This window comes from Streptomyces sp. NBC_00096 (assembly GCF_045041305.1).
Classification (GTDB): Bacteria; Actinomycetota; Actinomycetes; order Streptomycetales; family Streptomycetaceae; genus Streptomyces.
On sequence record NZ_CP108221.1, the window covers coordinates 1,023,732 to 1,038,722 of the forward strand.

10 protein-coding genes are annotated in these 14,991 nt (G+C 70.2%); 3 read left to right on the forward strand and 7 right to left on the reverse strand.

The genetic code is table 11. From position 1 onward, the window contains the following. Positions 1 to 152: 152 nt before the first annotated feature. A complete protein-coding gene (locus OG904_RS04455; RefSeq protein WP_405487579.1) occupies positions 153 to 2,372 on the forward strand; it encodes a germacradienol/geosmin synthase in 2,220 nt (739 codons plus the stop codon). A gap of 31 nt (positions 2,373 to 2,403) precedes the next feature. On the opposite strand, the gene OG904_RS04460 is transcribed toward OG904_RS04455, so the two are convergent. From OG904_RS04460 to OG904_RS04485, 6 genes are all read right to left on the reverse strand, one after another. Beyond that, a complete protein-coding gene (locus OG904_RS04460) occupies positions 2,404 to 3,702 on the reverse strand; it encodes a YncE family protein (protein ID WP_405487581.1) in 1,299 nt (432 codons plus the stop codon). Positions 3,703 to 3,823: 121 nt separating this feature from the next. Next, the gene (locus OG904_RS04465; protein WP_405487583.1) at positions 3,824 to 4,987 is read right to left on the reverse strand and encodes an XdhC family protein; all 1,164 of its coding nucleotides are present in this window, start codon (positions 4,985 to 4,987) and stop codon (positions 3,824 to 3,826) included. A gap of 81 nt (positions 4,988 to 5,068) precedes the next feature. Continuing rightward, complete coding sequence (locus OG904_RS04470; protein ID WP_405487585.1) at positions 5,069 to 6,532, reverse strand: NCS2 family permease; 1,464 nt, start codon at positions 6,530 to 6,532, stop codon at positions 5,069 to 5,071. A 366-nt stretch (positions 6,533 to 6,898) separates the two neighbouring features. After that, positions 6,899 to 9,304, reverse strand: a complete 2,406-nt coding sequence (locus OG904_RS04475) for a xanthine dehydrogenase family protein molybdopterin-binding subunit (RefSeq protein ID WP_405487587.1) — start codon at positions 9,302 to 9,304, stop codon at positions 6,899 to 6,901. Between the two features lie 2 nt (positions 9,305 to 9,306). After that, positions 9,307 to 9,915, reverse strand: coding sequence for a (2Fe-2S)-binding protein (locus tag OG904_RS04480; protein WP_405487589.1), 609 nt, complete (start codon positions 9,913 to 9,915; stop codon positions 9,307 to 9,309). Positions 9,916 to 9,917: 2 nt separating this feature from the next. After that, entirely contained in the window at positions 9,918 to 10,814 is an 897-nt protein-coding gene (locus OG904_RS04485; protein WP_112451346.1) for a xanthine dehydrogenase family protein subunit M, read from the reverse strand. 257 nt (positions 10,815 to 11,071) lie between these two features. Between OG904_RS04485 and OG904_RS04490 the strand changes: the two genes are divergently transcribed. Both OG904_RS04490 and OG904_RS04495 read left to right on the forward strand, forming a co-directional pair. Then, entirely contained in the window at positions 11,072 to 12,751 is a 1,680-nt protein-coding gene (locus OG904_RS04490; protein ID WP_405487591.1) for a PucR family transcriptional regulator, read from the forward strand. Positions 12,752 to 12,950: 199 nt separating this feature from the next. Further along, a complete protein-coding gene (locus OG904_RS04495; protein WP_405487593.1) occupies positions 12,951 to 13,727 on the forward strand; it encodes a hypothetical protein in 777 nt (258 codons plus the stop codon). On the opposite strand, the gene OG904_RS04500 is transcribed toward OG904_RS04495, so the two are convergent. Further along, positions 13,724 to 14,677 carry an IS481 family transposase gene (locus OG904_RS04500; protein ID WP_405487595.1) on the reverse strand — a complete coding sequence of 318 codons (954 nt, stop codon included), beginning with the start codon at positions 14,675 to 14,677 and terminating at the stop codon, positions 13,724 to 13,726. The two genes, OG904_RS04495 and OG904_RS04500, sit on opposite strands and share 4 nt — an antisense overlap. Between the last annotated feature and the right edge of the window lie 314 nt (positions 14,678 to 14,991).

The window sequence follows — 14,991 nt, forward strand, 5'->3', positions numbered from 1 at the left end:
TCTACCCGCCTGCCGCCTCGTGCGCCGCAGAACAAGGCCCGTGTCACCTGATGAAGTGAACTACCCCTTATCCCACCAGCGCCACGGGTAGGGCCCTGCTGATCTCGTGCGGATGGTTCCGCGAGACAGACAGACGAAAGGCCGACCCCGCCGTGACGCAGCCGTTCCAACTGCCGGATTTCTACGTGCCTTATCCGGCGCGACTGAACCCCCACCTGGAGGACGCGAGGGTCCACACCAAGAAGTGGGCCCGCGACTTCGGGATGCTGGAGGGTTCCGGCGTCTGGGAGGAGAAGGACCTCGACTCGCACGACTACGCCCTGCTGTGCGCCTACACCCACCCCGACTGTGACAGCGAGGCGCTGTCCCTGGTCACCGACTGGTACGTGTGGGTGTTCTTCTTCGACGACCACTTCCTGGAGATGTACAAACGCTCCCAGGACCGTGAGGGCGCCAAGGCCTACCTCGACAGGCTCGCCGCCTTCATGCCGATGGACCTCGAAGAGGGCTTCCCCGAGGCCACCAACCCCGTCGAGGCCGGTCTCGCCGACCTGTGGGCCCGTACCGTGCCGGCCATGTCGATGGACTGGCGGGAACGGTTCTCCGAATCCACCAGGAACCTGCTCAACGAGTCCATGTGGGAACTCGCCAACATCAACATCGGGCGGATCGCCAACCCCCTCGAGTACATCGAGATGCGCCGCAAGGTCGGCGGCGCCCCCTGGTCGGCCGGGCTCATCGAGTACGTGTCCGCCGAGGTCCCGGCGCGCGTCGCGCACTCGCGGCCGCTCGGCGTGCTGCGCGACGCCTTCTCCGACGCCGTGCACATCAGGAACGACATCTTCTCCTACCAGCGCGAGGTCGCCGACGAGGGCGAACTCTCCAACGCCATCCTGGTGCTGGAGACCTTCCTCGGCTGCACCACCCAGGAGGCCGCCGAGGCCTCCAACGACCTCCTCACCTCCCGGCTCCAGCAGTTCGAGCAGACCGCGCTGGCCGAACTCCCCCAGCTCTTCGCCGACCAGGCCATGGACCCGGTGGAGATCGCCGCCGTCCTCGCCTACGCCAAGGGCCTCCAGGACTGGCAGTCCGGCGGCCACGAATGGCACATGGTCTCCAGCCGCTACATGAACAAGGAGGCCCGCCCCACCGCACCGCTCACCCTGCCCTTCATGCCCTCGGGCCTCGGCACCACCGCCCTGGACCTGCGCTCGATCCTCGCCCCGCGCGCCCTGGAACTGCGCCGCCGCTCCTTCACCCACGTCCCCTTCGAACGCACCGGCCCGTCCGTCATCCCGGACATCTACATGCCGTTCCCGCTCACCCTCAGCCCGCACCACACCCGCGCGCGCGAGGAGTCCGTGGCCTGGGCCCGGCAGATGGGCCTCCTCGACCCCCAGCCCGGCGATCCCGGCTCGGCCATCTGGAGCGAGGAGAAACTGCGCGGCTACGACTTCGCGCTCTGCTCCGCCGGCCTCGACCCCGACGCCACCCCCGAGGCCCTGACCCTCAACGCCTGCTGGCTCACCTGGGGCACGTACGGGGACGACTACTACCCCGTGGTCTTCGCACAGGCCAAGAACCTCGCGGCCGCCAAGGCCACCACCGCCCGGCTCGTCGCCATGATCCCGGTGGACCACGCCGAACAGGCCCTGCCCGCCACCGCGATGGAGCGTTCCCTCGGCGACCTGTGGGTGCGCACCAGCCGGGACATGGGCACCCGGGTGCGCACGGAGTTCCGGGCCACCCTCGTGGACATGCTGGAGAGCTGGCTGTGGGAGGTGGAGAACCAGATCCAGAACCGCATCCCGGACCCGGTGGACTACGCCGAGATGCGCCGCCGCACCTTCGGCACCTACCTCACCATGTACCTGTGCCGGCTCGGCCAGGCGGGCCGGGGCATCCCCGAGGAGATCTACTCCTCCGGCACCATTCGCTCCCTGGAGAACGCGGCCGCCGACGCCGCCTGCCTGATCAACGACGTCTTCTCGTACCAGAAGGAGGTGGAGGTCGAGGGCGAGGTGCACAACTACGTGCTCGTCACCCGCAACTTCTTCGACATCGGCTACCCGGAGGCCCTGCACATCTGCCACTCCCTGATGACCCAGCGCACCGAGGAGTTCGAGCACGTGGTCGCCAGCCAGCTGCCGCTGCTCTACGAGGACTGGAAACTGAACGCGGAGGCCCGGGCCGGACTCGACACCTATGTCACCGAGTTGCAGGACTGGCTCGCCGGAATCCTCAACTGGCACCAGAAGGTGAAGCGTTACCGCGAGGAGGACCTGCACCGGCTGGGTGACGGCATCTCCACGGGCGTCCTGAGCCCGGGCTTCGGCATGTCGGCCGTGCGGATCTCCCTGCCCGCCCGCTGAGCCGGATCCACGGGGGCCGCGGTGGGCCGGATCAGCCCGCCGCCGGTCCCGTCCAGCCGGCCGGGACGTGCCCGAGGCGGACCCGCTGCGGATGGTCGCCGACGGGTACGGACACCCGCTTGGCGCCGGTGGCGAAGTCGATGGCCGTGACCCGGTCGGCGCCGCTCTCGGAGATCACGCAGCCGGCGCCGTCCCCGTCGACGGTCGCCCAGTAGGGCTTGTCCGCGGGTACGAGCGGCCCCTGCGCGAGGGTGGCCCGGTCCACGACGGTCGCGTAGTCGTCCATGGTCCCCGCGATGCAGAGCCTGGACCCGTCGGGGCTCATGGACATGCCGTGGTGCCTGGAGTCGTTGACCCAGGTGGTGCGGTCGGTGCTGGTGGCGGGGTTCTCGGGGAGGACCTTGATCCGGGTGATCCGGTCGGTGGCCACGTCGTACTCGACGAAGCCGTTGAAGAACGACACCTGGAAGTAGAGCTTCGACTCGTCGGGACTGAAGGACATGGGCCGCACGGCGTCGGACAGGTCGGAGCGGCCGAAGGCGTCGAGGCGGGCCCGCATGTCGATCACCCGGACCGTGCGGAAGGTCTGCGCGTCGACGACGGTGATCTTCCGGTCGCCCTTCGTCCAGTCCAGCCACGGGGCGTCGAGCGCGGAGGTCACGTCACCGATGGAGCTGTTCCACAGGAACCGGCCGCCCTGGGTGAAGGTGTTCTCGTGCGGCTTGTCCCCGGTGGTGAAGGAGCCGACCTGACGGCCGCTCGCGATGTCGAGGACGTGCACGGTGTTCGCGGTGGAGGCCGACACCGCCACCCGGGTGCCGTCCGGGGAGACGGCCATGTGGTCCGCCCGGTAACCGGCGACCGGGAAACGCCAGTTGACCCGGCCTGTGCGGAGGTCGATGGAGACCACGTCGGCGAAGCTGGGCCGGGAGGCGACGACGGCGGAGCCGTCCGGGGTGGTGTACATGTCGTCCACGAACTGGTCGTGGCCCTCACCCGCCGTGGCCCGGATGCCCAGGAAGTAGCCGAGCTTCACGGGGTTGAGGTAGATCTCCCGCAGCCGCTCCTCCTTGTCGGGGACGATGCTGATCCGGCCCACCTTCGCGAGGTCCCCGGTGGAGGCGAGGACGTCCGCGGTGCCCTCCCAGTTGTTCCCCACGAACAGCACCTCGCGCAGGTCCGGGCCGGCGGCCCGCGCACCCGCCGCGGACTGCGCACCCGCCGCGGGTGCGGGACCCGCCACGAGGGCGGCCAGGGCCAGCGCCGCCGTGGCGGCCAGGGCCGGCAGGCCCGCACTGACCCTGCGGTTGCGTAAGGGAATGGCAGACATACGGTCAACTCCGTTGCGGGAAGACGCTGTTACCGGCCGGTAAAATAGACGGAACAGCGAAAGGGCGCAACCCTCGCGGGGGTTGCGCCCTTCCCACACCGTGTTACAGCCCGCTACCTCTTCAAGCGACGGAACCGATCCGGCTGATCACCGTGTTCGAGGTGTCCGGGTGGATCGGGATGTGCGCGCCGGTCAGGGCCGCGCCCGTGCCGCCGCGCCGGTTGGCGACGATCTCGGCGGCGATGGACAGCGCGGTCTCCTCCGGGGAGCGGGCGCCGAGGTCCAGGCCGATCGGGGAGCGCAGCCGGGCCAGTTCGAGCTCGGTGACGCCGACCTCGCGGAGCCGCTTGTTGCGGTCCTCGTGGGTGCGGCGGGAGCCCATGGCGCCGACGTAGGCGACGGGAAGCTTCAGGGCCAGTTCGAGGAGCGGGACGTCGAACTTGGCGTCGTGCGTCAGTACGCACAGGACCGCCCGGCCGTCGACCGCGCCGGCCGAGGACTGCTCCTCCAGGTAGCGGTGCGGCCAGTCGACCACGATCTCGTCCGCCTCCGGGAAGCGCTTCTTCGTGGCGAACACGGGCCGGGCGTCGCACAGCGTCACCCGGTAGCCGAGGAACTTGCCGATCCGCACCAGGGCGGAGGCGAAGTCGATGGCACCGAAGACGATCATCCGGGGCGGCGGGACGCTGGACTCGACCAGGACCTTGAGCGGCTCTCCGCAGAGGCGGCCGTCGGCGCCGATCTCCAGCACTCCGGTCCTGCCGGCGTCGAGCATGGCGCGGGCCTCGTCGGCTATGGCGCGGTCCAGCTCGGGGTGTCCGCCGAAACCGCCCTCGTGGGCGCCTTCGCCGCGGACGAGTACGGCGCGGCCCATCAGCTCGGCCGGGCCCTCGGCGATCCGTGCGACCGCCGCCGCCTCCCCCCGGGCGGCGGCGGCGAGCGCGGCCGCGAACACCTCCCGTGCGGGAGAGCCCACGGGGACCGGGGTCACCAGGATGTCGATGATCCCGCCGCAGGTCAGGCCGACCGCGAAAGCATCGTCGTCGCTGTATCCGAAGCGCTCCTGGACGGTCTCGCCGTCCTCCAGGGCCTGCTGGCACAGCTCGTAGACCGCACCCTCCACGCATCCGCCGGAGACCGAACCGATGGCCGTGCCGTCGCTGTCGACGGCGAGGGCCGCTCCGGGCTGCCTGGGTGCGCTACCGCCCACCGCCACGACTGTGGCGACTGCGAAATCGCGTCCCTGCTCGACCCACCGGTTCAGTTCTTCGGCGATGTCCAGCATTGCGGCCTCCTCGGAGGGGTTCGGTTTCCAGTATCGGATACGTGGAAGGTGCGTTTTCGTACGGACCGGGTCCGTCCGGGATCAGTGGACCCCGAGCCAGCCCTCGATCGGGTGCTCCGCGAAGAAGATCACGAAGATCACCGACAGCACCCACATGAAGGCGCCGATCTCGCGGGCCTTGCCCTGCGCGATCTTGATCGCCACGAAGGAGATCACACCAGCGGCCACACCGGCGGTGATGGAGTACGTGAAGGGCATGATCGCCACGGTCAGGAAGACGGGGATGGCGGTGGCGGCGTCGGCCCAGTCCACGTGGCGGGCGTTCTGCATCATCATCGCGCCGATGACCACGAGGGCCGCGGAGGCGACCTCACCCGGGACGATCTGCGTGATCGGGGTGAAGAAGAGGCAGGCGGCGAAGAGCAGACCGCTGACGACCGAGGCGAGACCCGTACGGGCACCCTCGCCGACGCCCGTGGCGGACTCGACGAAGACCGTCTGGCCGGAGCCACCCGCGATGCCGCCGATGGCGCCACCGGCGCCGTCGATGAACAGCGCCTTGGACAGACCCGGCATGCGGCCCTTGTCGTCGGCCAGCTTGGCCTCGGTGCCGACGCCGATGATGGTGGCCATCGCGTCGAAGAAGCCGGCGAGCACCAGGGTGAAGACGATCATGCCGACCGTCATGACGCCGACGTCGCCCCAGCCGCCGAAGGAGACCTGGCCGAAGAGCGAGAAGTCGGGCATCGAGACCGCGGAGCCGGAGAGCTCCGGAGCGCCGTTCTTCCAGGCCTTCGGGTCGATGTCCACGACGGCGTTGAGGATGGCGGCGAGGACCGTTCCGCCGACGATGCCGATCAGGATCGCGCCGGGGATCTTGCGGGCCTGCAGCATGAAGATGGCGAGCAGGGTCACGCAGAAGATCAGGACCGGCCAGCCGGCCAGCTGACCGACGGAACCGAGCTGCACGGGGGGAGCGAACTCCCCGCCGTTGCCCACGAAGCCGGCCTTCACGAGGCCGATCAGGGCGACGAACATGCCGATGCCCATGGTGATCGCGTGCTTGAGCGCGAGGGGTATCGCGTTCATGATCATCTCGCGGAGGCCGGTGACGACCAGGAGACAGATCACGACGCCGTACATCACGCACATGCCCATGGCCTGCGGCCAGGTCATCTGCGGCGCCACCTGCGAGGACAGCACACCGGACACGGAGAGGCCGGCGGCCAGCGCGAGCGGGACCTTGCCGACGAAGCCCATGAGGAGCGTGGTGAGGGCCGCGGCGAAGGCCGTGGCCGTGATCAGAGCCTTCTGGCTCATCGTGTCGCCGGCCACGTCCTTGCCGGAGAGGATGAGCGGGTTGAGCAGGAGGATGTACGCCATGGCCATGAACGTCGTGACGCCGCCACGGATTTCATTGCCTACGTTGGATCCACGCTTGCTGATGTGAAAGTACCGGTCGAGCCAAGACCGTCCGGCGGGGTTCAGAGAGCCGTCGCCGGCCTCTTCCGCACTGGTCTTGGGCTCCACAGAGGACTGGGTCATGGTGCCTAACTCCCAAGGTTCAAAGGGGCACCCGCAAAAAGATTGGAGACGCGGGATTTGGGAAAACGCGTTTGGCTGCACGACCCGGGGTGACGGCCCGAGGCGACGCAAATCTTGCACTGCGTGTACTGCGGGTACTGCGTGGGTTCTGCGGTACTGCCGGTCGCGCCGGGGGTTGTGGCGCGACCTGCGGGGGGGGGTGCTGCTTGGGTACTGCCGGTGAAACTGACCGCGAGCGGTGCGGTACGGATGACGCCGGACTTCTGTGCTCCGGGCGGTGCGGCTGGAAGTGTGACGTTCCCTTGTCGCACCGCCCGGAAATCTGGGGGGGGTCCGGGGGCCTCGCGGCCCCCGGACCACGCCGTCCTAGAGGGTGCCGGTGAGGGCTTCCGGACGGATCGGTGTCTTGTTGATCTCCAGACCGGTCGCCGCCCGGATCGCCGCGATGACGGCCGGGGTGGACGAGAGGGTCGGGGCCTCGCCCATGCCGCGCAGGCCGTACGGGGCCTTCGGGTCGGCGAGCTCCAGGACGTCGACCGGGATGGTCGGGGTGTCGAGGATGGTGGGGATCAGGTAGTCCGTGAAGGAGGGGTTGCGCACCTTCGCGGTCTTCGGGTCGACGATGATCTCTTCCATGATCGCGACGCCCAGTCCCTGGGTGGTACCACCCTGGATCTGGCCGACCACGGAGAGCATGTTCAGCGCCTTGCCGACGTCCTGGGCGGTCGCGAGCTCGACGACCTTGACGAGGCCGAGCTCGGTGTCCACCTCGACTACCGCGCGGTGCGCGGCGAAGGTGTACTGGACGTGGCCGTTGCCCTGGCCGGTGACCAGGTCGAAGGGCTCGGTCGGGGCGTGGCGGAACTCGAGCTCGATGTCGATCGCGTCCTCGCCCTCCAGGATGTCGGCGATGTCCGCGAGGACCTCTCCGCCGTCCGTGACGACCTTTCCGCCTTCGAGGAGCAGCTCGGCGGTCGCCCACGCGGGGTGGTACGAGCCGTTCTTGCGCCGGCCGATCTCCAGGACCGCCTCGCGGACGGCCTCACAGGTGTTCTTCACGGCGCCACCGGTCATGTACGTCTGCCGCGAGGCGGACGTGGAACCGGCGGAGCCGACCTGCGTGTCGGCCGGGTGGATGGTCACCTGCGTGACACCCAGCTCCGTACGGGCGATCTGGGTGTGGACGGTGATGCCGCCCTGACCGACCTCCGCCATGGCCGTGTGGACCATCGCGACGGCCTCGCCGTTGATGACCTCGAGGGTCACACGGGCGGTGGAGTAGTCGTCGAAGCCCTCGGAGAAGCCGACGTTCTTGATGCCGACCGCGTAGCCGACGCCGCGTACGACGCCCTCGCCGTGGGTGGTGTTGGAGAGGCCACCGGGCAGCGCGCGGACGTCCGCGCCCTCGCCGGCGCTCTCCCACTGGCGCTCCGGCGGCAGCGGGCGGGCCTTGACCCGGCGCAGCAGCTCGGCGACGGGCGCCGGGGCGTCCACGACCTGGCCGGTGGGCATGATCGTGCCCTGCTCCATGGCGTTCAGCTGGCGGAACTCGACCGGGTCCATGCCCAGCTTCGCCGCGAGCTTGTCCATCTGGGCCTCGTAGGCGAAGCAGGCCTGGACGGCGCCGAAGCCGCGCATCGCGCCACAGGGCGGGTTGTTCGTGTAGAGCGCGATCGCCTCGATGTCCACGTCCTCCAGGACGTACGGACCGACCGAGAGCGAGGAGGCGTTGCCCACGACCGCCGGGGAAGCGGACGCGTAGGCGCCGCCGTCCAGGACGATCTTGCACTTCATGTGCGTGAGCTTGCCGTCCTTGGTGGCGCCGTGCTCGTAGTAGAGCTTCGCCGGGTGGCGGTGCACGTGGCCGAAGAAGGACTCGAACCGGTTGTAGACGATCTTGACCGGCTTGTTCGTGGCCAGCGCCAGGAGGCACGCGTGGATCTGCATCGAGATGTCCTCGCGGCCACCGAAGGCACCGCCGACGCCCGAGAGCGTCATGCGGACCTTCTCCGGCGGCAGACCCAGGACCGGGGCGATCTGCTGGAGGTCCGAGTGCAGCCACTGGGTGGCGACGTACAGCTCGACGCCGCCGTCCTCGGACGGCACGGCCAGGCCGGACTCCGGGCCGAGGAAGGCCTGGTCCTGCATGCCGAAGGTGTACTCGCCCTCGACGATGACGTCGGCGCGCTTGCGGGCCTCTTCCACGTTGCCGCGGATGATCGGCTGGCGGTGCACGATGTTCGGGTGCGGGACGTGACCGATGTGGTGGTCGTCACGGCCCTCGTGGATCAGCGGCGCGCCCTCGGCGAGGGCGGAGGCCTCGTCCGTGACCAGCGGCAGCTCACGGTAGTCGATCTTGATCTTGGCGGCCGCGCGGCGGGCGGTCTCCGGGTGGTCGGCGGCCACGAGGGCGACCGGCTCACCGTGGTGGCGCACCCGGCCGTTGGCCAGAACCGGGGTGTCCTGGATCTCCAGGCCGTAGTTCTTCATCTCGGCCGGCAGGTCGTCGTACGTCAGCACCGAGTAGACGCCCGGCATCGCCAGGGCCTCGGAGATGTCGATCGAGACGATCTCGGCGTGGGCCACGGTGCTGCGGAGCGTCTGGCCCCACAGCATGTCCTCGTGCCACATGTCCGAGGAGTACGCGAACTCACCCGTGACCTTGAGGGTGCCGTCCGGGCGCAGAATCGATTCGCCGATCCCGCCCTTGGTGTGGTTCTGCGTGACGTTGGTCGGCGTGCCCGCCGGGACCGTACGCGTGTTCTGGGCCATGGTCAGACCGCCTCAGACTGACGGGCGGCCGCGAGGCGGACCGCGTCGAGGATCTTCTCGTAGCCCGTGCAGCGGCAGAGGTTGCCGGACAGGGCCTCACGGATGTCCTGGTCGGACGGGGAGGAGTTCTCCTCCAGCAGCGCGTCGGCCTGGACCAGCAGACCCGGGGTGCAGAAACCGCACTGGACCGCGCCGGCGTCGATGAAGGCCTGCTGGATCGTGGAGAGCTCCACGCCCTCGCCGGTCTGCGAGTCGCCCGGCTTGGCCTGCCACTGCTTGGCCGCGCCCAGGGTGACGCCGCCCTTGCCGCCGCAGCCACCGCCGGTGCCGCAGGCACCGCCGTGGCCGTGCTCGTCGCGCTGCTTGGCGAACTCCGCCAGGCCCTCGACGGTCACGACGTCGCGGCCCTCGACCTGACCGGCCGCGACCAGACAGGAACAGACCGGCACACCGTCGAGGCGGACGGTGCAGGAACCGCACTCGCCCTGCTCACAGGCGTTCTTCGAACCCGGCAGGCCCAGGCGCTCGCGCAGGACGTAGAGAAGGGACTCGCCCTCCCAGACGTCGTCCGCTTCCTGCTGACGGCCGTTGACAGTGAAATTGACGCGCATGATTACGCAGCCCCTTCAAGCGAGCGGCCGTTGTTCGAACCGCGGTACTGCTCCCACGTCCAGACGAGCTGGCGGCGAGCCATGATGCCGACCGCGTGGCGGCGGTACTTCGCCGTGCCGCGGACGTCGTCGATCGGGTTGGCCGCGCCGGAGGCGAGGTCACCGAACTGCTTGGCGATCGACGGGGTGATGACCTTGCCGGACTCCCAGAAGCCGCCCTCTTCGAGCGCGGCGCCCAGGAACTCCTCGGCGGCCTTCGCCCGGATCGGGGTCGGCGCGGCCGAACCGATGCCGGTACGGACCGTGCGGGTCTCGGGGTGCAGCGCCAGGCCGAACGCGCAGACGGCGATGACCATCGCGTTGCGGGAGCCGACCTTGGAGTACTGCTGGGGGCCGTCCGCCTTCTTCACGTGGACGGTCTTGATGAGCTCGTCGGCGGCCAGCGCGTTGCGCTTGACGCCCGTGTAGAACTCGTCGATCGGGATCAGGCGGGAGCCGCGTACGGACTCCACCTCGACCTCGGCGCCCGCCGCGAGCAGCGCGGGGTGGGAGTCGCCGGCCGGCGAGGCACAACCGAGGTTGCCGCCGACACCGCCGCGGTTGCGGATCTGCGGGGACGCGACCGTGTGCGAGGCGAGCGCGAGTCCCGGAAGCTCCGTGCGGAGGTTCTCCATGATCTGCGTGTACGGGACGGAGGCGCCCAGACGAACCACGTCCTCGCCGACCTCCCACTCCCGCAGGAGACCGATGCGGTTCAGGTCCAGGAGGTACTCCGGCCGACGGTGGTCGAAGTTGATCTCGACCATCACATCGGTGCCACCCGCAATCGGCACAGCTGTGGGGAACTCGGCCTTAGCGGCGAGCGCCTCCTCCCAGCTGGCGGGGCGAAGGAAGTCCATGTGCGGCTCTCTTCTTCTTCTTAATCGGGTCGTTCACTTCAAGCCAGGAGGCCGTTGGGCCCTCGACTGGTCGTTCACGTGCTGTTAACGCGGTGTGGACTCAGTACACCGGCCGCCTATCCCCCGGGTGCAGTCACCGAAACCATGAAGGAGTTGGCTGGGGACCTCCCTCGTCTTGTAGATTCGTATGAAAGGCAGGATGCGACGACCTGCCCGATTTCCAACGGCAACATTCGAGACAGATCGGCGGCGACATCATGCGGCTGCGCGCACTGCTGGAAACCGAGGCGCTGGGGCTGCGGCTGCTGGGCGGCGAGGAAGAACTCGACCGGACGGTCCGCGGGGTCATGACGACCGACCTGAGGGATCCCAGCCGATACCTCTCCGGAGGTGAACTGGTCCTCACTGGCCTGGCATGGAGACGAAATTCGGCCGACTCCGAGCCGTTCGTACGAATCCTCGCGAGCGCCGGGGTGGCCGGCCTCGCCGCCGGCGAGGCCGAGCTGGGTGATATTCCCGACGACCTGGTCACGGCGTGTCTGCGCAACCGGCTGCCCCTGTTCGCTGTGAACGAAGACGTTGCATTCGCCACGATCACCGAGTACGTGGTCCGGCAGGTCTCGGGAGAGCGGGCCGGGGACCTCGCGGCCGTCGTGGACCGCCACCGCCGTCTGATGACCTCCGGTCCGGCCGGTGGGGGCCCCGATGTGGTGCTCGATCTGCTCACCACGGACCTCGATCTGCGGGCCTGGGTGCTCTCGCCCACGGGCCGGCAGATCGCCGGGGCGGGCGAGCCGCTGGCACCGGGCGTCTGCGCGGCACTGGCGAGCGAGCACCTCGCTGCGGTCCGGACGGGCCGCCGGGGCCCGCACCGGATCTCCATCCAGGGTATTACCTACTCCCTGTTCCCGATCAGGGGACACGGCCGGGGTCCGGCCGGTCCGGCCACCCGCGACGTCCGCGAGAGCGTGCTCTCCGACTGGCTGCTGGCCGTCGAGGCCGACGCCGGCGACTGGCCGGCCGAGCGGCTCGACCTGCTCCAGGGCGTCACCCAGCTGATCGCCGTCGAGCGGGACCGCCGCGACGCGGCCCGTACGGTGCGCCGCCGGCTCGCCCAGGAGGTGCTGGAGCTGGTCCAGACGGGCGCCCCGCCCGCCGAGATCGCCGCCCGCCTGCGGGTGGCCGCGCCGGTGCTCCTGCCGGGGCTGGGCACCGCCCCGCACTGGCAGGTCGTCGTGGCCCGGGTGGACTGGGAGGGCGGGGACATCGCGGGCGGACCCGTCGCCCAGTCCCTGCTGGAGGAGATCCTCGTGGATCCCTCGGTCTCCGGGCCGGAGCCCTCGGACCGGATCGCCGTCGCGCACGCCGGGGACGAGGCGATCGCCCTCGTACCGCTGCCCGCGCCCGCCGGGGAGCCCGGCGAGGAGAAGGGCCCCGACACCGCCCTGCACGCGGAGACGCTGCTCGCGGCCGTACGCGACCCCCTCGCGGCCGGCCTCGCCGACGACGGCCGGCTCACGCTGGGCGTCAGCGCGGCCGTGCACTCCGCCGAGGGGCTCCGCGGGGCCCTGGAGGAGGCCCGGCACGCCCGCCGGGTCGCCGCGGCCCGCCCGGGCCGGGTCTGCGCGGCCGGGCACCACGAGCTGGCCTCGCACGTCCTGCTGCTCCCGTTCGTCCCGGACGACGTCCGCCGCGCCTTCACGGCCCGGCTGCTGGACCCGCTGCGGGACTACGACCGCCGCCACCGGGCGGAGCTCATCCCCACGCTCGAGGCCTTCCTGGACTGCGACGGCTCGTGGACCCGCTGCGCGACGCGGCTGCACCTCCACGTCAACACGCTGAGGTACCGGGTCGGGCGAATCGAGCAGTTGACGGCGAGGGATCTTTCCCGGCTGGAGGACAAGCTCGATTTCTTCCTCGCACTGCGGATGAGCTGAGGCGTTCCGCTTCCTGACCGGCCGGGGGGCCGGTCGGGCGCCGCTCCGGCGCCCGACCGATCCGCGCGGGGGCGGCTGATGATCCGTCCGGACTTTGTGAAAGAGTTCACCCGACCCCTTGGCCGAAGCCGCCGATCCGTGCTCTCATTTCGCCCCAGGGCTCAACGACGTGCTGCTTGGTTGCTTTGGGGAGGGCAATGTGGCGGATACCGCCATGTCCGGTGCCGGAACTACCGGGGGAGACGACCCCCTCCAGCGGGCGATATGGCGGCTGCGTTCGCGCGGCTGTTGGACCGACGCGGCGGCCCTGCTGACGCCGCACCTGCACGATGCCGGAGCCGCCGTGCAGCGGACCGGGCTGCTGGTCGAGCGCTGCCTGTTCACGGGGCAGGGCTGGGCCGAGGCGGAGGACGCGCTGCGGGTGGCCGAGGCGGTGGCCCAGGACGACGACGACCGGGGCGCGGCCGCGTGCGAGCGGGGCCACCTGGCGTACGCGGCGACCGTACTGGGCGTACGCGACCGGGCCGACGAGGCCCGCTCGGCGCTCGGCCGGGCGGCGGCGCTGCTGTCCCCGGGGTCCCGGACCAGGCCGCTGCTGGACTTCCGGCGGGGTCTGGTCGCCGAACACCTCGCGGACGCACCGCAGTCGGCGCTGCCGGCGTACCGGCGGGCCCACGCGGGGGCTCTCACCCACGGTGACACCCTCCTCCTGTCCTTCACCTGGCGGCACCTGGCGGCGCTGGCCCTGCGGGACGGGGAGATCGCCGAAGCCCGCAAGGGCTTCGCGGAGTCCCTGCGCATCCGGGAGGACCTGGGCTTCCTGGTCGGCACGGCCCCGGCCCTCGCGGCCCTGGCCGAAGCCGAACCGGAACCGGAGGCCGCCCGCCTCCGCGCGGAGGCCCGCCGCCTGTTCCACCTCCTGGGCGGCATCCCCACCTGGCTGGCGGACCAACTCCACCCGGCGGCCACGCTCTAGGTGTGTTGTCCGGGGAGGTTGGTGACGCGGCTGGCGGGTGTTTGGCCTTGGATGCCGGTGTGGGGTCGGTGGTAGTTGTACCAGTCGATCCAGTCGGTGAACGCGGTCTGGCGTTCGGTGTCTGAGGTGTAGGGCTGCTGGTAGGCCCATTCCTCGAGCAGGGTGCGGTGGAAGCGTTCGACTTTGCCGTTGGTCTGCGGCCGCCAGGGCCTGGTCCAGCGGGGGCTGATGCCCAGATCGCGGCAGGTTTGGCGCCAGGTGTTCCTGCTGTAGGCCCAGGCGTTGTCGGTCAGGACCCGTTCGACGGTGATGCCTCGTTCCGCGAACCAGGCGGTCGCCCGTCGCAGGAAGGCGGCGCATGTGGGGGCCGTCTCGTCGGGGAGGTCTTCGGTGTAGGCGAGGCGGCTGTGGTCGTCGAGGGCGGTGTGGAGGTAGGCCCAGCCGGTGCCGGTCTTGTTGCGGCGGCCTTCGGCTCTGCCGAGGGTTCTGTGGCCGCCGCCGTCGGGGATCCGGCCGAGCTTCTTGACGTCGATGTGGATCAGCTCGCCGGGCCGGGCTCGTTCGTAGCGGCGGATGGGTTCGCCGGTGGCCCGGTCCAGAGCCGTGAGTGGTGGCAGGCCGTGGCGGGTGAGGATGCGGTGGGCGGTCGAGGGCGCGATCCCGCAGCGGGCGGCCAGCCGCAGGGGGCCGATCCGGTGTTCGCGCCGCAGTCGCAGGACCTGTTCCTCCACCTCGGCGGCGGTCCGGGCGGGTTGGTGGTGGGGCCGGCTGGAGCGGTCGCTCATTGCGGCGACGCCGAACTGCCGGTAGCGGGTGGCCCAGCGGGCCGCGGTGGTGTGGCTGACCTGGAAACGCTCCGCCGCCCGCCGCACAGGCCAGCCGTCGTCCACGACACAGCGGGCCAGACGAAGTCGTCCGGTCTCGGTCAGCGGGGCATTACGGTGAACCACGAGGGCCTCCTCGGATCGGTGCAGATGTCGCAATCCACACCGAACCCGGAGGCCCTCACCCATTTCAAGAACCCAGCACGCGTGTCACCAACGTGTCGGGACAGCACATCTAGGGCGTCTCATTCGGATCTTGTCGGCCGAGCCGGCCTAGCGCTGTGACCGGAAAAGTTCACCGGCCCTGCGGGGCTGGGAGGTCCCCTACTCACACTTCGCCCGTTCCCCGGGCTCTGCCCGGACCCCGGTCCTCAAGCGCCCTTCAGCCCCTCCGGCGTTTGAGGAGCGGGGGTCCGGGGGGGCCGGCCCCCGGTAACGGC

Coding starts and splice junctions, on each gene's coding strand:
- OG904_RS04460 (WP_405487581.1), bottom strand. CDS start 3,702: ATGTCTGCCATTCCCTTACGCAACCGCAGGGTCAGTGCGGGCCTGCCG.
- OG904_RS04465 (WP_405487583.1), bottom strand. CDS start 4,987: ATGCTGGACATCGCCGAAGAACTGAACCGGTGGGTCGAGCAGGGACGC.
- OG904_RS04485 (WP_112451346.1), bottom strand. CDS start 10,814: ATGGACTTCCTTCGCCCCGCCAGCTGGGAGGAGGCGCTCGCCGCTAAG.
- OG904_RS04480 (WP_405487589.1), bottom strand. CDS start 9,915: ATGCGCGTCAATTTCACTGTCAACGGCCGTCAGCAGGAAGCGGACGAC.
- OG904_RS04470 (WP_405487585.1), bottom strand. CDS start 6,532: ATGACCCAGTCCTCTGTGGAGCCCAAGACCAGTGCGGAAGAGGCCGGC.
- OG904_RS04490 (WP_405487591.1), top strand. CDS start 11,072: ATGCGGCTGCGCGCACTGCTGGAAACCGAGGCGCTGGGGCTGCGGCTG.
- OG904_RS04475 (WP_405487587.1), bottom strand. CDS start 9,304: ATGGCCCAGAACACGCGTACGGTCCCGGCGGGCACGCCGACCAACGTC.